The organism is Streptomyces sp. NBC_00654, from assembly GCF_026341775.1.
Classification (GTDB): Bacteria; Actinomycetota; Actinomycetes; order Streptomycetales; family Streptomycetaceae; genus Streptomyces.
Genome location: NZ_JAPEOB010000001.1, coordinates 835,382 through 853,889, shown reverse-complemented (window position 1 = coordinate 853,889; position 18,508 = coordinate 835,382). Strand labels below are relative to the sequence as shown.

Annotated in this window: 15 protein-coding genes; 10 read left to right on the top strand and 5 right to left on the bottom strand. The window is 70.4% G+C overall.

The window, feature by feature from the left end:
• The first annotated feature begins 13 nt into the window (after positions 1 to 13).
• A complete protein-coding gene (disA, locus tag OHA98_RS03680; RefSeq protein ID WP_266922656.1) occupies positions 14 to 1,138 on the top strand; it encodes a DNA integrity scanning diadenylate cyclase DisA in 1,125 nt (374 codons plus the stop codon).
• Between the two features lie 235 nt (positions 1,139 to 1,373).
• On the opposite strand, the gene OHA98_RS03675 is transcribed toward disA, so the two are convergent.
• Complete coding sequence (locus tag OHA98_RS03675; protein ID WP_266922655.1) at positions 1,374 to 2,087, bottom strand: hypothetical protein; 714 nt, start codon at positions 2,085 to 2,087, stop codon at positions 1,374 to 1,376.
• Between the two features lie 313 nt (positions 2,088 to 2,400).
• Here OHA98_RS03675 and OHA98_RS03670 point away from each other — a divergent pair, with 313 nt between their 5' ends.
• The 5 genes from OHA98_RS03670 to cseC all read left to right on the top strand — a co-directional run bounded on the left by OHA98_RS03670 (position 2,401) and on the right by cseC (position 6,989).
• Complete coding sequence (locus OHA98_RS03670; RefSeq protein WP_266922654.1) at positions 2,401 to 3,303, top strand: A/G-specific adenine glycosylase; 903 nt, start codon at positions 2,401 to 2,403, stop codon at positions 3,301 to 3,303.
• A gap of 203 nt (positions 3,304 to 3,506) precedes the next feature.
• Positions 3,507 to 4,154 carry a SigE family RNA polymerase sigma factor gene (locus OHA98_RS03665; protein ID WP_266922653.1) on the top strand — a complete coding sequence of 216 codons (648 nt, stop codon included), beginning with the start codon at positions 3,507 to 3,509 and terminating at the stop codon, positions 4,152 to 4,154.
• Positions 4,155 to 4,240: 86 nt separating this feature from the next.
• Positions 4,241 to 4,879 (top strand): hypothetical protein, encoded by a 639-nt coding sequence (locus OHA98_RS03660; RefSeq protein ID WP_266927692.1) that lies wholly within the window; start codon positions 4,241 to 4,243, stop codon positions 4,877 to 4,879.
• Between the two features lie 65 nt (positions 4,880 to 4,944).
• Positions 4,945 to 5,655, top strand: a complete 711-nt coding sequence (gene cseB / locus OHA98_RS03655; RefSeq protein WP_266922652.1) for a two-component system response regulator CseB — start codon at positions 4,945 to 4,947, stop codon at positions 5,653 to 5,655.
• Positions 5,652 to 6,989 (top strand): two-component system sensor histidine kinase CseC, encoded by a 1,338-nt coding sequence (cseC, locus tag OHA98_RS03650; protein ID WP_266922651.1) that lies wholly within the window; start codon positions 5,652 to 5,654, stop codon positions 6,987 to 6,989. The genes cseB and cseC overlap by 4 nt, the downstream gene beginning before the upstream one ends.
• Positions 6,990 to 7,180: 191 nt before the next feature.
• On the opposite strand, the gene OHA98_RS03645 is transcribed toward cseC, so the two are convergent.
• Complete coding sequence (locus tag OHA98_RS03645) at positions 7,181 to 8,815, bottom strand: MDR family MFS transporter (protein WP_266922650.1); 1,635 nt, start codon at positions 8,813 to 8,815, stop codon at positions 7,181 to 7,183.
• A 128-nt stretch (positions 8,816 to 8,943) separates the two neighbouring features.
• Here OHA98_RS03645 and OHA98_RS03640 point away from each other — a divergent pair, with 128 nt between their 5' ends.
• Positions 8,944 to 9,534: a TetR/AcrR family transcriptional regulator gene (locus tag OHA98_RS03640; RefSeq protein WP_266927691.1), complete on the top strand. Its 591-nt coding sequence runs from the start codon at positions 8,944 to 8,946 to the stop codon at positions 9,532 to 9,534.
• A 59-nt stretch (positions 9,535 to 9,593) separates the two neighbouring features.
• On the opposite strand, the gene OHA98_RS03635 is transcribed toward OHA98_RS03640, so the two are convergent.
• Positions 9,594 to 10,316, bottom strand: coding sequence for a M23 family metallopeptidase (locus OHA98_RS03635; protein WP_266922649.1), 723 nt, complete (start codon positions 10,314 to 10,316; stop codon positions 9,594 to 9,596).
• A gap of 460 nt (positions 10,317 to 10,776) precedes the next feature.
• Here OHA98_RS03635 and OHA98_RS03630 point away from each other — a divergent pair, with 460 nt between their 5' ends.
• Both OHA98_RS03630 and OHA98_RS03625 read left to right on the top strand, forming a co-directional pair.
• The gene (locus OHA98_RS03630; RefSeq protein WP_266922648.1) at positions 10,777 to 11,139 is read left to right on the top strand and encodes a trypco2 family protein; all 363 of its coding nucleotides are present in this window, start codon (positions 10,777 to 10,779) and stop codon (positions 11,137 to 11,139) included.
• Positions 11,140 to 11,168: 29 nt separating this feature from the next.
• Positions 11,169 to 14,429 carry an NACHT domain-containing protein gene (locus OHA98_RS03625; RefSeq protein ID WP_266922647.1) on the top strand — a complete coding sequence of 1,087 codons (3,261 nt, stop codon included), beginning with the start codon at positions 11,169 to 11,171 and terminating at the stop codon, positions 14,427 to 14,429.
• A 99-nt stretch (positions 14,430 to 14,528) separates the two neighbouring features.
• Here the strand turns inward: OHA98_RS03625 and OHA98_RS03620 are convergent, their stop codons facing one another.
• The gene (locus OHA98_RS03620) at positions 14,529 to 17,057 is read right to left on the bottom strand and encodes an ATP-dependent Clp protease ATP-binding subunit (protein WP_266922646.1); all 2,529 of its coding nucleotides are present in this window, start codon (positions 17,055 to 17,057) and stop codon (positions 14,529 to 14,531) included.
• A gap of 450 nt (positions 17,058 to 17,507) precedes the next feature.
• On the opposite strand from OHA98_RS03620, the gene OHA98_RS03615 reads away from it, so the two are divergent.
• The gene (locus OHA98_RS03615; protein WP_266922645.1) at positions 17,508 to 18,182 is read left to right on the top strand and encodes an SCO3374 family protein; all 675 of its coding nucleotides are present in this window, start codon (positions 17,508 to 17,510) and stop codon (positions 18,180 to 18,182) included.
• Here OHA98_RS03615 and OHA98_RS03610 read toward each other — a convergent pair.
• Complete coding sequence (locus tag OHA98_RS03610; protein ID WP_073719617.1) at positions 18,161 to 18,496, bottom strand: Lsr2 family protein; 336 nt, start codon at positions 18,494 to 18,496, stop codon at positions 18,161 to 18,163. The two genes, OHA98_RS03615 and OHA98_RS03610, sit on opposite strands and share 22 nt — an antisense overlap.
• Positions 18,497 to 18,508 lie beyond the last annotated feature (12 nt).

The following is an 18,508-nucleotide window of genomic DNA, read 5'->3' as shown; positions in this document are numbered from 1 at the left end:
CCGGAGGAGTGCAGTGGCAGCCAGCGACCGGGCAGCATCGCCCGGAAAGTCCGGCCAAGGCACCGGCAACGAGGCGCTCATGCGCGCCTCGTTGAGCGCCGTCGCGCCCGGAATGGCCTTGCGCGACGGCCTGGAGCGCATCCTCCGGGGCAACACCGGCGGACTGATCGTCCTCGGTATGGACAAGACCGTCGAATCGATGTGCACCGGCGGCTTCGTCCTGGACGTGGAGTTCACGGCGACGCGGCTGCGCGAGCTGTGCAAGCTCGACGGCGCGCTGATCCTCGACAAGGACATGACCAAGATCCTGCGGGCCGGTGTGCAGCTGGTCCCGGACGCCTCCATCCCCACCGAGGAGACCGGCACGCGCCACCGCACGGCGGACCGGGTCTCCAAGGCGTGTGTCTTCCCGGTCGTCTCGGTCTCGCAGTCGATGCGTCTGATCGCGCTGTACGTGGACGGGGAACGGCGGGTCCTGGAGGAGTCCTCCGCGATCCTGTCCCGGGCCAACCAGGCACTCGCGACGCTGGAGCGGTACAAGCTGCGCCTCGACGAGGTCGCGGGCACGCTCTCCGCGCTGGAGATCGAGGACCTGGTGACGGTGCGGGACGTGACGGCGGTCGCCCAGCGCCTGGAGATGGTGCGGCGGATCGCGACCGAGATCGCGGAGTACGTGGTCGAGCTCGGCACCGACGGACGGTTGCTCGCGCTCCAGCTGGACGAGCTGATCGCGGGCGTCGAGCCGGAGCGCGAGCTGGTCGTGCGCGACTATGTGCCGGAGCCGACGGCCAAGCGGTCCCGCACGGTCGCCGAGGCGCTGACCGAGCTGGACGCCCTGACCCACACGGAGCTGCTGGAACTGGCCGCGGTGGCACGGGCCCTGGGGTACAGCGGTTCGCCGGAGACGCTGGACTCCGCGGTGTCCCCGCGGGGATTCCGGCTGCTGGCGAAGGTGCCGCGGCTGCCGGGCGCGATCATCGAGCGGCTGGTGGAGCACTTCGGCGGGCTGCAGAAGCTGCTGGCCGCGAGCGTGGACGATCTCCAGACCGTGGACGGGGTCGGGGAGGCGAGGGCCCGGAGCGTACGGGAGGGCCTGTCGCGGCTCGCGGAGTCGTCGATCCTGGAACGGTACGTCTAGGGCGTGTGTCGAAAGTCCCGCCTGGCTCGCGACGCCCGGGGCGGCGGTCCGGGCGGCGGGGTTTCTTCTTGTCCTCAGGCGCCGGACGGGCTGACCGGTCGCCCGCGTCGGCCGGAGACGAGAGCCCGCGGACCCCACCGGCACGGTTCCGTCCTCAAACGCCGGACGGGCTGGGGGCGGCCCCCGGGCCGGCCCGGGCCGTCCCGTCAGCCCCCGGCCGTCCCATCAGTCCCCGTCAGTCCTTCGCCAGGACGAACGAGGCTCGCTGCAGCGGCTCGCCCGGGGCCGTGGCCTCCAGGAGATACGTTCCCGGGCCGGCCTTCGCCGCAGGGGGCGTGGCGCACCGGGGGGCGCTCTGTGTGCGGTCCCAGGCCACGGTGTGGATCACGGTCGCGCCCGCCGGGAGCTTCAGGAGCAGACGGCCCGGGGTGGCCGGGCAGTCCTTCGACGACCAGACCCGGGTGTCGTCGTCGCCGGCCTCGGTGATGGTCAGGACCGCGTTCTTCGGGCCGAAGTCGGCCTTGCAGGCGGTGGCCGAGCTGTTCTTGGCGATCAGTTCGAACTTCGGCCGGTCCTCGGGGCCGTAACTCACCTTCGTACGCAGGCTCAACTGGAGTGCGTCAGGAGTGCAGTCGGGGAGCGGGGAGTCGGCCGGGACCTGCTGGCCCGCCGTTCCGCCCGTGCCCGCGCCGCCCGATGACGCACCGTCGGATCCCGTCGTGCCGCCCGTGCCGGAGCCCGCGCTGCCGGCGGCGCCGGTGTCACCGTTGCTGCCGTCGCTCCCCGCGTCGCCGCCCGACTCGTCACGGCCGCCCGGCTGTTGACTGATCGCCGGCCCGGATCCCGAGGGACCCGGGGTGATCGACTCCACCGGATCCGATCCGCTCGGTTTCGCGTCGCCGGTGTTCTCCTTGCCGCCACCTGAGGTGACGACCCATACGATCAGCAACGCGAGCAGCGCAACCAGCGTCGCCGCTACTGCCCTCCGTCGCCAGTAAATGGTGGAGGGAAGCGGCCCGACCGGATTGCGCATAGATCCCACGGCCCAAACTCTACGAGAGATCCGGGCCAACTCCCGCCCCACCCGCCGCTCTGATCGTCAAGTTTTGCGGATCATCATCACGGAACCCCCGGTTACGGCCTCCGGACACGGGCACAGGGGACAGAACGGGTGGCGTTATCACTCCCTGAGCCGTCAGGAAGGCCGACACCCCCGCCCCCGGGACCGTCGTCCTCTCTTCCGTGCCAGGATCGGAAGTGCGATGACTGCCATGACTTCGACACACATGCCCCCCACGTCCCTCCACACCCCCGTCATCGGGTGGTTCGAGCAGCACGCCCGCGATCTGCCCTGGCGCCGCCCCGAAGCGGGCGCCTGGGGCGTGATGGTGAGCGAGTTCATGCTGCAGCAGACCCCGGTGAGCCGGGTCCTCCCGGTCTACGAACAGTGGCTGGCCCGCTGGCCGCGCCCCGCCGACCTGGCCGCCGAGGCGCCCGGTGAAGCGGTCCGCGCCTGGGGCCGGCTCGGCTACCCCCGCCGGGCGCTGCGCCTGCACGGCGCCGCGCAGGCGATAACGGAACGGCACGGCGGCGACGTACCGAGCGAGCACAACCAGCTGCTGGCCCTGCCCGGGATCGGCGAGTACACGGCGGCGGCCGTGGCCTCGTTCGCGTACGGGCAGCGGCACGCGGTGCTCGATACGAACGTCCGCCGGGTGTTCGCCCGCGCCGCGTCCGGCATTCAGTACCCGCCGAACGCGACGACCGCCGCCGAACGCAAGCTCGCCAGGACACTGCTCCCCGAGGAGGACGAACGCGCGGCGCGCTGGGCGGCCGCGACGATGGAGCTCGGCGCACTGGTGTGCACCGCCAGGAACGAGGACTGCTCGAAGTGCCCGATCGCCTCGCAGTGCGCCTGGCTGCTGGCCGGGAAGCCCCCGCACCAGGGGCCCGCCCGCCGCGGGCAGACGTACGCCGGTACGGACCGGCAGGTACGCGGCCGGCTGCTCGCGGTCCTGCGTGAGGCGGTGAACCCCGTTCCGCAGGCCGCGCTCGACGCGGTGTGGGACGAGCCGGTGCAGCGGGCCAGGGCGCTGGACGGGCTGGTGTCCGACGGGCTGGTCGAGCCGTTGCCCGACGGTCTGTACCGGCTGCCGCTGACCTGAGCGGGAAACCGTACGGGACCTGGCCGGCCGGGGCCCGTACGGGCCTGACCTGGGCGGTCGGCCGGGCCCGAAGTGCGCTGTTACACAACCGATGGACAGCCGTGCGTCCGCGTATGGCTGCTGCGCACACCCTCGTGACAACGCCTCCGTAGCGTCTCCGTCAGCAGTGCACACGGGGATCTACGGGGACGGAGGCGGTTGGAATGGCGCAGGGCGAGGTGCTCGAGTTCGAGGACTACGTACGCACCCGGCAGGAGGCTCTGCTCCGCAGCGCCCGCCGTCTGGTCCCCGACCCGGTGGACGCGCAGGACCTGCTGCAGACCGCTCTGGTGCGTACGTACGGCCGCTGGGACGGCATCGCCGACAAGTCCCTCGCCGACGCCTATCTGCGCCGCGTCATGATCAACACGCGTACCGAGTGGTGGCGGGCCCGCAAGCTGGAGGAGATCCCCACCGAGCAGCTGCCGGACGCGAGCGTCGAGGACGGCACCGAGCAACGCGCCGACCGCGCCCTGCTGATGGACATCCTGGGCGTCCTGGCTCCCAAGCAGCGCAGCGTCGTCGTGCTGCGACACTGGGAACAGATGAGCACGGAGGAGACGGCTGCCGCGCTGGGCATGTCGGCCGGTACGGTGAAGAGCACGCTGCACCGGGCACTGGCGCGACTGCGTCAGGAGCTGGAGAGCCGCGAGATCATGAGCCGTGAGGCGGTCGGCCGCGAGGCCGGGGACCGCCGGGCGGCGGCAGCCCGTCCCTCCGGCCCCACCACGGTCGTGGCGGCCCGGGTGCACACATCGGCGCCGCGGGACCGGCGCCACGACGAGCGGGGGCGGGAGCGGTGCGCGGCCTGACGGACAGCGGCGACGGCGCGGGCGGCGGCCCGGCGGACGGCGACGGGCGCGGAGGCACCGGCCGGAGCACACGGCTCCGGGCGGGCATGGCGGCGAGTGGTACGGCTCTGGCCGGACTCGCCGCCTTCGGGCTGTTCTGCGTCGGCTGCTCCACGGGGGGCACCGGCACCCGCGACGAGGGCCCGGCCGGCACCCAGCCCGTCGCCCAGGTCACGACCCCCGCCTCGGGAAGCCCGTCCGGCACGGCGAAGCCCGCCACCCGGGTCGACGCCGTGGCGCTGCTGCGGGGCGACGCGAAGGTGAGCGAGCGGGTCAAGGAGGGCCTCAGGCCGTGTGCCGGGGACGCCTACCCGGTGGACACCTCCTACGGTTCGCTGACCGACGGCCCGGTGGCCGATGTCGTGGTCAACGTGATGTCCTGCGCCGATTCGGTGGGCGTCGGGACGTATGTGTACCGCAAGAGCGACGACGGCTCGTACCAGAACGTCTTCACCGCCGAGACGCCCGCGGTCTACGGCACCATCGACCGGGGCGACCTGGTGGTGACGACGCAGGTGTACGGGTCGAAGGACCCGCTCGCCTACCCCTCCGGCTCGGAGGTGGTCACCTACCGCTGGGCGAACGACCGCTTCGGCGAGCACGACCGCGTGCACAACGACTTCAACCGGGCCGTCGGGAGCGGGGAGGTCCCCCTCCCGGAGCCTCCGGTGTCACCCGGGAACTGAAGCAGCGGCGGGAACACCACAGCAACAGCAGCCAAGAGCTACCGAAAGCAGCCGAAAGCAGTCGCATGGCCGAGACCCATGTCCTCTTCGTCGAGGACGACGACGTCATCCGTGAGGCCACCCAGCTCGCCCTGGAGCGGGTCGGTTTCGCGGTCACCGCGATGCCCGACGGGCTCTCCGGCCTGGAGGCCTTCCGGGCCGACCGGCCGGACATCGCCCTGCTCGACGTGATGGTGCCGGGGCTCGACGGGGTGAGCCTGTGCCGCCGTATCCGGGACGAGTCGACCGTGCCCGTGATCATGCTGTCGGCGCGGGCCGACTCCATCGATGTCGTACTCGGCCTGGAGGCCGGGGCGGACGACTACGTCACCAAGCCCTTCGACGGTGCCGTGCTCGTCGCCCGTATCCGGGCGGTGCTGCGGCGCTTCGGCCACGCGGCCGGCGCGGGCGGGCAGCCGGGCGGTACGGATGCGGAGGCACCGGCCGAGGGCGGGGTGCTGGCCTTCGGTGATCTGGAGGTCGACACCGAGGGCATGGAGGTACGGCGCGGGGGCGAGCAGGTGGCGCTGACGCCGACCGAGATGCGGCTGCTGCTGGAGTTCTCGTCCGCGCCCGGCACCGTGCTCTCCCGCGACCGGCTCCTGGAGCGGGTCTGGGACTACGGCTGGGGCGGTGACACCCGGGTCGTGGACGTGCATGTGCAGCGGCTGCGCACCAAGATCGGACAGGACCGGATCGAGACCGTCCGCGGCTTCGGCTACAAGCTCCGGGCATGAAGAGACTGGCCCTGCGGACCGGTGTCCGCTGGAAGATCAGCATCGCGATCGCGGCGGTCGGCGCGCTCATCGCGGTGGCGCTGAGCCTTGTCGTCCACAATGCCGCCCAGGTCTCGATGACCGAGAACGCCCGTGAGGTGCAGCTGGAGCGGCTGCTGGGCGCGCAGCGGTTCTACGAGGCGATGAACATGAAGAGCCCGGCGCCCAAGTTCGGCGCCAAGCTCAACGACCCCACGCTGCCGCCGAGCCTGCGCGAGGAGGTCCGCAACAACCGGCGGGCCACCCATGTCGAGGAGTACAAGGACGGGGTGCCCGACGTCTGGGCGGCCGTACCGCTGGCCAACGGTGACGTCCTCTCGCTGCACACCCGGTTCGCCGACCGCAGCGCCACGATCATGAAGGACCTGGACCGGGCGCTGATCATCGGCTCGGTCTCGGTGGTCTTCGGCGGCTGCGCCCTGGGCGTCCTGATCGGCGGCCAGCTCTCCCGCAGGCTGCGCAAGGCGGCGGCCGCGGCCGGGAAGGTCGCGCAGGGGCACACGGACGTCAGGGTCAGGGAGGCCGTCGGCGGGGTCGTCCGCGACGAGACGGATGAGCTGGCGCGGGCGGTCGACGCGCTGACCGACGCGCTGAACGAGCGGATCGAGGCGGAGCGCCGGGTCACCGCGGACATCGCCCACGAGCTGCGTACGCCGGTGACCGGGCTGCTCACGGCGGCCGAGCTGCTGCCGCCGGGCCGCCCCACCGAGCTGGTACGCAACCGGGCGCAGGCGATGCGCACCCTCGTCGAGGACGTGCTCGAAGTGGCGCGGCTGGACAGCGCTTCGGAGCGGGCCGAGCTCCAGCATCTGCAGCTGGGCGAGTTCGTCAGCCGGCGGATCGCCGTGCTGGACCCGGACATCGCGGTGCGGGTGGTGCACGAGTCCTGGGTCTCCACCGATCCGCGGCGCCTGGAGCGCATCCTCGGCAATCTGCTGGGCAACGCGGCCAAGCACGGGTCCACCCCGGTGGAGGTCACGGTCGAGGGCCGGGTGGTACGGGTCCGCGACCATGGACCGGGTTTCCCGGAGGCGCTGCTGCGGGAGGGGCCGAGCCGGTTCCGTACGGGCAGCGTCGACCGGGCCGGGAACGGGCACGGGCTGGGGCTGACGATCGCGGCCGGACAGGCCCGGGTGCTGGGGGCCCGGCTGACGTTCCGCAACGCGGCGCCGATGGGTGCGGCGGAGGGGACCGGCGGGGCGATCGCGGTGCTGTGGCTGCCGGAGCACGCCCCGACCAACACCGGGAGCTTCCCGATTCTCCGGCCGGAGGACGAGCGGCAGCCCGCCGGTTGAGCGGGTCCGGCGGGGGTACGGGGACGGGCCCCGGAGACATGGATGTCTCCGGGGCCCGTCCGCGTTTCCGCCACGTCCGTGTTCGTCCGCGTTGTTGCCGCGTCCGTGTTCGTCCGCGTTGTTGCCACGTCCGTGTTCGTCCGCGTCTTTGCCGCTCGTGGTCCGGCCGCGCGTACCGGCCGGGACTCCTCTCAGACGGTCTGCGACGCCTTCGTCCCTGTCTTCGCGTCGGCCTTCGTCGCGGTCTTCGCCTCTTCCTTCGCGCCGGGCGCCGGGGGCTGGTCGTCGGAGGTGGCCGCCGGGCCCGCGCCCCGCAGCGGGACCTCCTTGACGAACAGCGAGGCCACCAGGGCCACCACCGCGGTCGAGCCGCCGACCAGGAAGGCGATATGGGTGCCCGAGGCCACCGCGAACTCGTACGCCTCGCGCACCGGGACCGGCAGCTTGGCCAGACTGGCCGCGTCCAGCTGGGCGGAGTGCTCGGTGGCCGCCCCGCCGCCGCGCGCCGCCATCTCGTCCCGCACCCGGCCGGTGAACAGCGCGCCCATGATGGCGACGCCGAAGGAACTGCCGAGCGTACGGAACAGGGTGGTCGCGGACGAGGCGACTCCCATGTCTTTCATCTCGACGCTGTTCTGTGCGACGAGCATGGTGATCTGCATCAGGAAGCCCATGCCCGCGCCGAGCACCGCCATGTAGATGCCCGAGGTGAGGCGCGAGGTGCCGGTGTCCATCTGGGCGAGCAGGAAGAGACCGGTCACCATCAGGGCGCTGCCCACGATGGGGAAGATCTTGTACTTGCCGGTGCTGGTGGTGATCCGTCCGGAGACCAGCGAGACGGTCATCATCGCCAGGAGCAGCGGCAGGAGCAGCAGTCCGGAGTTGGTCGCGGACGCGCCCTGCACCGACTGCTGGAACAGCGGCAGGAAGAGCACCGCGCCGAACATCACGAAGCCCGCCATGAAGCCGATGACCGACATGAGGGTGAAGTTGGCGTTGCGGAAGATGTGCAGCGGGATGATCGGCTCCGCCGCCTTGCGCTCGACGAAGAGGAAGCCGACGAGGGAGGCCACGCCGAGCGCGATGAGCTCCATGATCACGGCCGAGTCCCAGGCGTACTCCGTACCGCCCCAGGTGGTGACCAGGACGATCGCGGTGATGCCTACGGTGAGCAGTGCCGCGCCCAGGTAGTCGATCTTCGCGTGCGACCGCTCCTTCTTCGGCAGATGCAGCACGGCGGTGACCATGGCGAGGGCGACCGCGCCGAGCGGCAGGTTGATGTAGAAGCTCCAGCGCCAGCCGAGGTGGTCGGTGATGGTGCCGCCGACCAGCGGGCCGCCGATCATGGCGATGGCCATCACTCCGGCCATCATGCCCTGGTACTTGCCACGCTCCCGGGGCGGCACCAGATCACCGATGATCGCCATGACGCCGACCATGAGACCGCCCGCGCCGAGGCCCTGCACCGCGCGGAAGCCGATGAGCTGGCCCATGTCCTGGGCCATGCCGCTCAGCACGGAGCCGATCAGGAAGATCACGATGGATGTGAGGAAGATGCTCTTGCGGCCGTACAGGTCGCCGAGCTTGCCCCAGATGGGGGTGGAGACCGCAGTGGTCAGGGTGTAGGCGGTGACCACCCAGGAAAGATGTTCCATCCCCCCGAGGTCACCGACGATCGTGGGCATGGCGGTGCCGACGATCAGGTTGTCGAGCATGGCCAGCAGCATCGCGATCATCAGGGCGAGGATCACCACCCGTACGCTGCGTGGCTCCGGCTCCGGTTTTCCGGCCGTCCGCCCCGCAGACGCCTTCTTCAGCTCCGCCATGGTCCCCACTCCCCTGTTTCCCCGGTACACCGGGGACTTACTTGCCGCCCGGCTAGTTGACTACACTGGGGAACGTAGACCCCCAACTAGCCGGGCGTCAAGTAAGTTTTTGGGAGAGCACGATGGACATGGGCAGCGCGCCGCACACGCGCCGGGGCAACACGCGCCAGCGCATTCAGGACGTCGCGCTGAGGCTCTTCGCCGAGCAGGGGTACGAAAAGACCTCGCTGCGCGAGATCGCGGAACAGCTGGATGTCACCAAGGCCGCGCTCTACTACCACTTCAAGACCAAGGAAGACATCCTCAAGAGCATCTTCGACGATCTCAACCGTCCGGTCGAGGAGCTGATCGTCTGGGGCGAGTCGCAGCCACGCACCCTGGAGACGAAGAAGGAGATCCTGACCCGCTACAGCGAGGCGCTGGCCGGCGCCGCCCCGCTCTTCCGCTTCATGCAGGAGAACCAGGCGACCGTGCGCGACCTGAGCATCGGCCACACGATCAAGAACCGGGTCGTGACGCTGGTGAATCTGATCAGGGACGACGACGCACCGCTCACCGACCAGGTGCGCTGCTTCAGCGCGCTGTTCACGCTGCACGCCGGGATGTTCGCCATGAACGACGTCGACGGCGACCCCGAGGACAAGCGCAAGGCTGTCCTCGAAGTCGCCGTCGAACTGGTGACGCGGGCCCACGACCCGGGCGCCGGATCCGGGGCTTGACCCGGGATACGGCACGAGAGGCGCGGGCGGAGCGCCAGGGCGCGGACCGGAAGGCCGGATCAGACCGAGACGTGCACGGAGCGCAGGAACGAGACCGGGTTCAGCGCGGAGCCGTAGTTCGGCGTGGTGCGGATCTCGAAGTGCAGGTGCGGGCCGCTGGAGTTTCCGGTGTTGCCGGACAGCGCGATCTTCTGGCCGGTGTTCACGTGCTGGCCGATGTGCACGTTGATCTTCGAGAGGTGCGCGTACTGCGAGTACTTGCCGTTGGCGTGCTTGATCACGACGGCGTTGCCGTACGCGGGGCCGTCGCCGCCGCCGTTCGGGCCGGCCTTCACGACCGTACCGGCGTGGGCGGCGTTCACCTTGGTGCCGATCGGCACGGCGAAGTCCTGGCCGGAGTGCTTGGCGGCCCAGCGGGCGCCGCCGGTGCCGTAGCTGGCGCTCAGCTCGTAGTGGTCGACCGGGGCCTTCCAGGAGGCGGCCTTCTTCTTGGCCGACGCCTTCTTGGCAGCCGCCGTCTTCTTCGCGTCGGCCGCCTTCTTCGCCGCCGCCTGCTTGGCGGCGGTGGCCGCCTTGCTCTGGGCCTCGGCCTGCTGGGCGACCGAGTCGGCCGTCGCACCGGCCGCGAGCGTGGCGGTGCCGGGGGCGCTCGTGGTGCCGGACGCGAACGCGGCGCCCGCACCGAGCACCATCGATGCACCAAGGCCGGCGGCCAGGACGGCGCCACGGACACGGGACACGGACGGGCGGGTGGAGTGCTGGATCGTTGCGCGCTTCGACATACGGGGAAGTCCTCCGGAGGTGAGTGGACCCGGCGTGCTGTCCGGGCTTGCTCAACCTTGGTAACCCGCACCCAGGCCGGTACTCAAACACCCCATCTACGATCAAAAGCCGTAGATGGCGCCTCGGGAATTCGCCGCGGAAGACCCCGCGGGAGAGCGCCGGCGATCTTCGGAGTCCATGGCACGGAACAGGTTTAACCCCAGTTCGATACGTCGCGATTCGGACATGTGGCAGCGATAAGGGCTAATCACCCCAAATTCGGAAGCCCCCGTCCGCCGCAGGCCCAAAGTCCTTCTCGTGATCATGGGCGCTTCTCCTATCCTCCCTAGTAGGCCTCGATCGGGCTGTGCGCCTTGTCACCGCCGGTGGGACCAAGGTCCTTCCGATTCGGGACCTTCGGCGGGCAACTTCACTACGCTGACGGGGCACCGGTCGAATACTTCGGGGGGACACCGCAGCATGGCCAGCGACAGCAACCACGACCACGACTTCGACGGCATCGAACTGGCCGACGCCGTCGAATCCATCCGCAACCAGCTCGTCGAGGCCGCGACCCGGGCCACCGGCCTGCCTCTCGCCTTCGCGGTCGGGGACATCCAGATGGAGTTCACCCTCGAACTCCGCAAGGAGGCCAAGGCGGGCGGCAAGGTGAAGGCCTGGGTGGTGGAGGCGGGCGCCGACGCGTCCCGGGCCACCGGCCGTACGCACAAGGTCTCGCTCACCCTGACCCCCCGCAACGCCGTCACCGGCGAGGCCTGGGAGATCGGCCACGAGGACGACGGCAGCACGGCGTACTTCGGCCGGGGGCAGGGCGGCGAATGAGCGCGCCCCCGGTGAGCACGACAGACCCCGTGAGCACGTCTCCGCTGAGCCCGGCGGCCCGTACGGTCGTCGTCCACGGCGCCGGATCCGTCCAAGGCAGCGGGGTGCTCCTCACCGACAGCCTGGTGCTGACCTGCGCCCATGTCGTCAAGGGCGGCAGCCGCAGCGGTGTCTCCCACATGGATCTGCCCCGGCGGACGGCGGCGACGGTCGCCTGGATCGACCACGGCACCGATGCGGCCCTGCTGCGCACCGAGGAACCGGTCCTGCCGGCCGGCCCGGTCAGACTGGGAACGCTGGCGACCGACCAGGCCCTGTTCGACTGCGAGATCACCGGCTTCCCCGACATCCAGCGGCACGCCGGCAGCCATCTGGAGGCGGACCAGTACACCGCCACGGTGCTGCCGCTCGCCGGGCGCGTACGCAACCTCCTGGTCTGCGAGCTCGACGGGCCGCCCCCGGCCGTCAACGAGCACGGGCTCCCCACCCTGCGGGGACTGTCCGGCGGCCCGGTGTTCGCCGGGAACGTCCTGCTGGGGATCGCGCGCCACATCCCGCGCCAGCGCGTCGGCCTCCGGGTCGAATGCGTACCCGTCGCCTCCCTCGTCGCCTCCCGGCCCTTCTCGCTCGTCTACGAGCAGTCCGGCACCCCGCTGCGGTACGAGCAGGTGCGCGGCCACTACCCCAGGGACCTGCGGTACGAGGAGGAGTACGCGGCCGCGATCGGAGCCGCGTACCGGCGCACCAAGATCTTCGGGCTCGACGAGCTGAGCCGCCACGACTCCGAATGGGACCTGGACACCGCCTACCTCAGCCTGGAGGCGCAGGCACCGGCGGGCCGGACGGCGAAGCACGCACCGGCACCGCCCCAGCGGATCGACGCCCTGCTCACCGACCGCCCCCGCGTCCTGCTGCGGGGCGAGGCGGGCGCGGGCAAGACCACCCTGCTGTGGTGGCTGGCCGCCCATGCCTCGGCCCGCACCCTGGACGGCGCGCTGGCCCCGCTGAACGGGCTGGTGCCCTTCGTCGTCCCGCTGCGCACCCTGCGGGCCCGGGGCGGTACGTTCCCGGGGCCCGCGCAGCTCGCCGACGCGTCGGGCCTGGTGGTCGACCGGGCGCCCGAGGGGTGGACCGGCCGGGTCCTGGAGTCGGGCCGGGCGCTGCTGCTGGTCGACGGGCTGGACGAGGTGCCGCCCGAGGACCGTGAGCAGGCGCACACCTGGCTGTCCCAGCTGCTGCGGCGCTACCCGGAGACCCGCTGTGTGGCAACGGTGCGGCCGCTCGCGGTCGAGCCGGACTGGCTGCGCTCGGAGGGGTTCGAGGAACTGCGCCTGCTGACCATGCGGGACGAGGACATCCAGGCCTTCGTGGCCTCCTGGCACCGGGCGGCCCGGCTGACCGAGGAGGACGACCGGGAGCGGCTGGCCGAGCTGGAGGGCGATCTGTCGCGGCAGTTCGCCCGGAACCCCGGCCTGCGCGATCTGGCCCGCACCCCGCTCCTCTGCGCGGTGATCTGCGCCCTGCACCGCCGCCGCGAGGGCTTCCTGCCGGAGACCCGCTGGAAGCTCTACCGCTCGTCCCTGGAGATGCTGCTCGGCCACCGGGACCGGCGCCGCCGGATAGAGGATCCCGAGGGAATCGAGATGGACGTCGAGGAGCACACGCAGCTCCTCCAGCGCCTCGCCGTCTGGCTGGTCCGCGAGGGCCAGTCGGAGTTCACCCGCGAACAGGCCCTGCGCCAACTGGCCCGCGGCCTGACCGGAATGGAGCGGGTGGGCGCACAGGGGCCGCCCGAGAAGATCCTCACCCATCTCCTCAACCGCAGCGGCCTCCTCCAGGAACACCGCGACGACACCTACCAGTTCGTCCACCGCACCTTCCAGGACTTCCTCGCCGCGAAGGAGCTCATCGAGGACGACCACCTCAACGAGCTGCTGCGGCACGCGGACGAGGAGGCCTGGCAGGACGTGATCCTGCTGGCGGCGGGGCACTGCGGCCGCCGCCAACTCCCGCTGCTGATCGACGGGTTGCTGGCGGCCGGGGAGGAACACGCCAAGCAGTCCGAGGAACGCACCGACATCCATGTCCTGGCCGCACTGTGCGAACAGCACGCCACCTGGCTGGACGGTGCGGTACGCGAACGGGTCCGGCGCAGCACAGCGGCGCTGTTCCCGCCGGCCGGCCACGATCACGTCATCTCGCTGACCCGTCTCGGCGCGGCTGCCCTGCCGTTCCTTCCCCCGCCGGAGAGCCTGCCGTCGAAGGCTCTCTCCGCCAGGGGCGTGATCGACCTGATTGGCCGGGTCGGCGGCCGGGAAGCCCTCCCCCAGGCCCGCGCGTGGGCCCTCGCCCACCCCGCTCACAGCGGTCTCTTCGCAAACAGATGGGCCAATTTCCCGGCGGACGAGTACGCGTCCGAGGTGCTGGCCCACTGTGATCTGACGAGCACATCCGTCTCGGTCCACCAGGGACAGGTGAATGCCCTGCGGCATCTGCCCACCCTTCGGCACCTCCATCTGCTGAGCGATGTCGAGGGCGCGGAGATCCACACCGCACTGGCCCGGATGCGGCTGAGCACACTCGTTCTCAGCGACACCACGCTGGACCTGTCCTCGCTGAGCCCCCAGGCCGGGACACTGCGGCATCTGAACCTCTACGGATGCCCCTCGGTCGAGGACCTCACCCCGCTCGCCGCGCTGACCGCGCTGACCGATCTTGTGGTGGACGCGATGGGCCGGCCGTTCGGCCTGCTGCCCGCGACCGCTCACATCCGCAATCTGGAGCGCCTGAGCCTCAGCAACGTCGGTTCGGGCCGACTGAGCGAACTGCCCGCCCACCCGGCAGTGCGTCACCTCAGTGTGGGCAGCGGCCATCCGCTGCCCCTGGACGGTCTCGACGCGTGGGAGTCACTCACCTCGCTGAACACGTCCGCGCTGGACTCGCTGGACGACGGGCTGGCCGAGCTCCGGGCCAACCCCCAAGTCACTGGACTCTGTCTCAGGGCATTCCCGTGGTCGGGTCCGTTCGCCTCCGCCGGACCGGTCCCGTCGCTCAAGGACTTGGCAGTCCCGGCTCCGAAGAACGGCGAGGACGTGTCGCTCCTTCGTGGGCTCTTCCCCGAACTCACCACCCTCACCCTGATGACGTCCGCGGACACACCGGAGCTGGACCTCACACCGCTGCTGGCATGGCCCGGCCTCCCGGTGACGATCCTCTCCGGCTTCCACCGGCCGCCGCCGCTGCTCGGAAGCGAGGACCTGGGCGACCGGCTCACGGTCGAGGCGTACTGAGCCACCACCCACCCCACCACCCGCGAAAAGGGGCTGCCCCGGACCGGTGGAAACCGGTCCGGGGCAGCCCCCGCACGCTCAGACGCCGACTACGCGCCCCTACGCTTCCTTCGTCAGGTTCGGGCCGGCGCCGCCTGCCGCCTGCTCGATCGGCGGGACGTCGGGCAGTGCCGACTTCTCCTCGCCGCGGAACGAGAACTTCTTCTCCTCGCCCTCACCCTCGGTGCCCACGACCACGATGTGACCGGGACGCAGCTCGCCGAAGAGGATCTTCTCCGAGAGGATGTCCTCGATCTCGCGCTGGATCGTCCGGCGCAGCGGCCGGGCGCCCATCACGGGGTCGTAGCCCTTCTTCGCCAGCAGCGACTTGGCCTCGGCACTGAGCTCGATGCCCATGTCGCGGTCCTTGAGGCGCTCATCCACCTTGGCGACCATGAGGTCGACGATCTGGATGATGTCTTCCTCGGTCAGCTGGTGGAAGACCACCGTGTCGTCGACACGGTTGAGGAACTCGGGCCGGAAGTGCTGCTTGAGCTCTTCGTTGACCTTGGTCTTCATGCGCTCGTAGTTCGTCTTGACGTCGCCCTGGGCGGCGAAGCCCAGGTTGAAGCCCTTGGAGATGTCCCGGGTCCCGAGGTTGGTCGTCATGATGATGACCGTGTTCTTGAAGTCCACGACCCGGCCCTGGGAGTCGGTCAGGCGACCGTCCTCCAGAATCTGGAGCAGGGAATTGAAGATATCGGGGTGGGCCTTCTCGACCTCGTCGAAGAGGACGACGGAGAACGGCTTGCGGCGCACCTTCTCGGTGAGCTGGCCGCCCTCCTCGTAGCCCACGTAACCGGGGGGCGAACCGAAGAGGCGGGAAACCGTGTGCTTCTCGCTGAACTCCGACATGTCGAGGGAGATCAGCGCGTCCTCGTCACCGAAGAGGAATTCGGCGAGCGTCTTGGACAGCTCCGTCTTACCGACACCGGACGGGCCGGCGAAGATGAACGAGCCACCGGGGCGCTTGGGGTCCTTCAGACCGGCTCGCGTACGGCGGATCGCCTGCGAGAGGGCCTTGATGGCGTCCTTCTGCCCGATGACGCGCTTGTGGAGCTCGTCCTCCATGCGCAGCAGACGGGAGGATTCCTCCTCCGTCAGCTTGAAGACCGGGATACCGGTGGCGGTGGCCAGGACTTCGGCGATCAGCTCGCCGTCGACCTCGGCGACGACGTCCATGTCGCCGGCCTTCCACTCCTTCTCCCGCTTGGCCTTCGCCGCCAGCAGCTGCTTCTCCTTGTCGCGGAGGGACGCTGCCTTCTCGAAGTCCTGGGAGTCGATGGCCGACTCCTTGTCGCGGCGGACACCCGCGATCTTCTCGTCGAACTCACGGAGGTCCGGCGGCGCGGTCATCCGGCGGATGCGCATCCGGGAACCGGCCTCGTCGATCAGGTCGATCGCCTTGTCCGGCAGGAAGCGGTCCGAGATGTACCTGTCCGCCAGGGTCGCGGCCTGGACCAGCGCCTCGTCCGTGATGGAGACCCGGTGATGGGCCTCGTAACGGTCGCGCAGACCCTTGAGGATCTCGATGGTGTGCGGCAGCGACGGCTCCGCGACCTGGATGGGCTGGAAGCGGCGCTCGAGAGCGGCGTCCTTCTCCAGGTGCTTGCGGTACTCGTCGAGCGTGGTGGCGCCGATGGTCTGGAGCTCGCCCCGCGCCAGCATGGGCTTGAGGATGCTCGCCGCGTCGATCGCGCCCTCGGCGGCGCCCGCACCCACCAGGGTGTGGAGCTCGTCGATGAACAGGATGATGTCGCCGCGGGTGCGGATCTCCTTGAGGACCTTCTTCAGGCGCTCCTCGAAGTCACCGCGGTAGCGGGAGCCCGCGACCAGCGCGCCGAGGTCCAGGGTGTAGAGGTGCTTGTCCTTGAGGGTCTCGGGCACCTCGCCCTTGACGATGGCCTGCGCCAGGCCCTCGACGACCGCCGTCTTACCGACGCCGGGCTCGCCGATGAGGACCGGGTTGTTCTTGGTGCGGCGGGACAGCACCTGCATGACCCGCTCGATCTCCTTCTCGCGCCCGATGACCGGGTCGAGCTTGGACTCACGAGCGGCCTGGGTGAGATTCCGGCCGAACTGGTCGAGCACCAGGGAGGTGGAGGGGGTGCCCTCCGCGGGGCCGCCCGCGGTGGCCGCCTCCTTGCCTCCCGAATACCCGGAGAGCAGCTGGATGACCTGCTGCCGGACCCGGTTCAGGTCGGCGCCCAGCTTCACGAGGACCTGGGCGGCGACGCCCTCGCCCTCGCGGATCAGGCCGAGCAGGATGTGCTCGGTGCCGATGTAGTTGTGACCCAGCTGAAGGGCCTCGCGGAGCGACAGCTCCAGGACCTTCTTGGCACGGGGAGTGAAGGGGATGTGGCCGGACGGGGCCTGCTGCCCCTGACCGATGATCTCCTCCACCTGCTGGCGGACCGCCTCGAGCGAAATCCCGAGGCTCTCCAGGGCCTTAGCGGCGACACCCTCACCCTCGTGGATAAGGCCCAGGAGAATGTGCTCGGTGCCGATGTAGTTGTGGTTGAGCATCCGGGCTTCTTCCTGAGCCAGGACGACAACCCGCCGCGCGCGGTCGGTGAACCTCTCGAACATCGTTAATCGCTCCTCAGAGCGGTCGGTCAGTGAGGGGTCGGTCCCCTCCCAGTCCTTCCGCATGCTAGTCCCGCAGGACGGGACAGCTCATTCCAACTGCCGACATCCGTCCGGATCACCCCCGCACCGGCGGGGAAACTTACTGCCGAACAGCTGACAACTGCTCCAACCCGATGGTGCGAGACGATGTTCCCGCAGGCCAGGCAGATACCCCTATCGCCAGTACGCCGATGGCGAACGTGAGACGCCTCGGCCCGCGTGTCGCCCCTTCCCACTAGGAAAGTCTTACCCGCAATCACTGACAGTCCATGCGGCGCGCCCTGGTTCCCTCCGCTACGGGCGAACAACCTGGCGCTCCCGAGTACCCCCACGCGCCCCCGCCATGAGCACCCAAAGCGATCGATCGCGAACTCTGCGTAACCCCGGAGGCTGCTCAACGGTTCATCGGACATGGCCTTTCCCGTCCCGCCGCCCCGTTCGTCCCCCGAATTCGGTACCCGCGATACGCAAGGTACGCGAGGTGCCCGAGCTGCCGGAGGTGCCCGAGAGACCGCCGCGGTCACCGCGGCCGTCGAGCCCGGCGAAGCCCTCGCCCGGTGGTACGAGCACGAGCTCGGCTGGACCACCGCCGGAAGGACCCCGGTGCGGCTGCCGACCGGGCTGTGCTTCGACGTGCTGGAGCTGCCCGCCGTCGCCGGCCGCGCGGTCCTGCGGCGGGTGGGCCGCACCGGTCCCGTGGCGCTGACCGGAGCGCGGATGCAGCTGCTGGTGGCCGCGGGGAGCGCGGAGGAGCTGCCGGGGCTGCTCGACTGGCTGGAGTGGGGGGGAATCACCCTCGGCCTGACGGCCCTGGGCGCCGGTGGCCGCATCACCGCCCCGGCGCCGGCCGCGTTCCGGGCCGGCTCGCCGGGGGCCGCGCTCTGGCTGCGGCCCCCCGGGCCGCGCCACGAGGTGGAGCCGGCGCTGCCGGCTCTCGCGGGCTTCGGGAGCAGCGGTGGGGGTGCCCCCGATCTCGTACGGCTGGTGGACACGGCGGCAACGGAATGCCACCGGGTCCGGCTGCTGCGTGCCCGTGCGGGGCTGCTGACCGATGGGCCGGCAGCTCAGCCGTTGGCCTTCTCGTAGGCCTCACGGATCTCGGCGGGAACACGGCCGCGGTCATTCACGTTGTGGCCGTTCTCCCGCGCCCACTTACGGATCTCCGCGGTGTCCTTGTTGCCACCGGCGACGGCGCGGCCCTTGCCACGACCCGTCGCGGCACGGCCACCGGTACGACGGCCACCCTTGGTGTACGGCTCAAGAAGACCACGGAGCTTGTCCGCGTTGCTCGTGGTGAGGTCGATCTCGTACGTCTTGCCATCAAGTGCGAACGTCACGGTCTCGTCCGCCTCGACACCGTCGAGGTCATCGACAAGAAGGACCTGAACCTTCTGTGCCACCGGATTTCCTTT

Excerpts from the sequence above, each read along its gene's own strand:
- OHA98_RS03670 (WP_266922654.1), top strand. The coding sequence starts at position 2,401 with ATGACTGCCATGACTTCGACACACATGCCCCCCACGTCCCTCCACACC.
- OHA98_RS03665 (WP_266922653.1), top strand. The coding sequence starts at position 3,507 with ATGGCGCAGGGCGAGGTGCTCGAGTTCGAGGACTACGTACGCACCCGG.
- OHA98_RS03660 (WP_266927692.1), top strand. The coding sequence starts at position 4,241 with ATGGCGGCGAGTGGTACGGCTCTGGCCGGACTCGCCGCCTTCGGGCTG.
- cseB (WP_266922652.1), top strand. The coding sequence starts at position 4,945 with ATGGCCGAGACCCATGTCCTCTTCGTCGAGGACGACGACGTCATCCGT.
- cseC (WP_266922651.1), top strand. The coding sequence starts at position 5,652 with ATGAAGAGACTGGCCCTGCGGACCGGTGTCCGCTGGAAGATCAGCATC.
- OHA98_RS03645 (WP_266922650.1), bottom strand. The coding sequence starts at position 8,815 with ATGGCGGAGCTGAAGAAGGCGTCTGCGGGGCGGACGGCCGGAAAACCG.
- OHA98_RS03640 (WP_266927691.1), top strand. The coding sequence starts at position 8,944 with ATGGGCAGCGCGCCGCACACGCGCCGGGGCAACACGCGCCAGCGCATT.
- OHA98_RS03635 (WP_266922649.1), bottom strand. The coding sequence starts at position 10,316 with ATGTCGAAGCGCGCAACGATCCAGCACTCCACCCGCCCGTCCGTGTCC.
- OHA98_RS03630 (WP_266922648.1), top strand. The coding sequence starts at position 10,777 with ATGGCCAGCGACAGCAACCACGACCACGACTTCGACGGCATCGAACTG.
- OHA98_RS03620 (WP_266922646.1), bottom strand. The coding sequence starts at position 17,057 with ATGTTCGAGAGGTTCACCGACCGCGCGCGGCGGGTTGTCGTCCTGGCT.
- OHA98_RS03615 (WP_266922645.1), top strand. The coding sequence starts at position 17,508 with ATGGCCTTTCCCGTCCCGCCGCCCCGTTCGTCCCCCGAATTCGGTACC.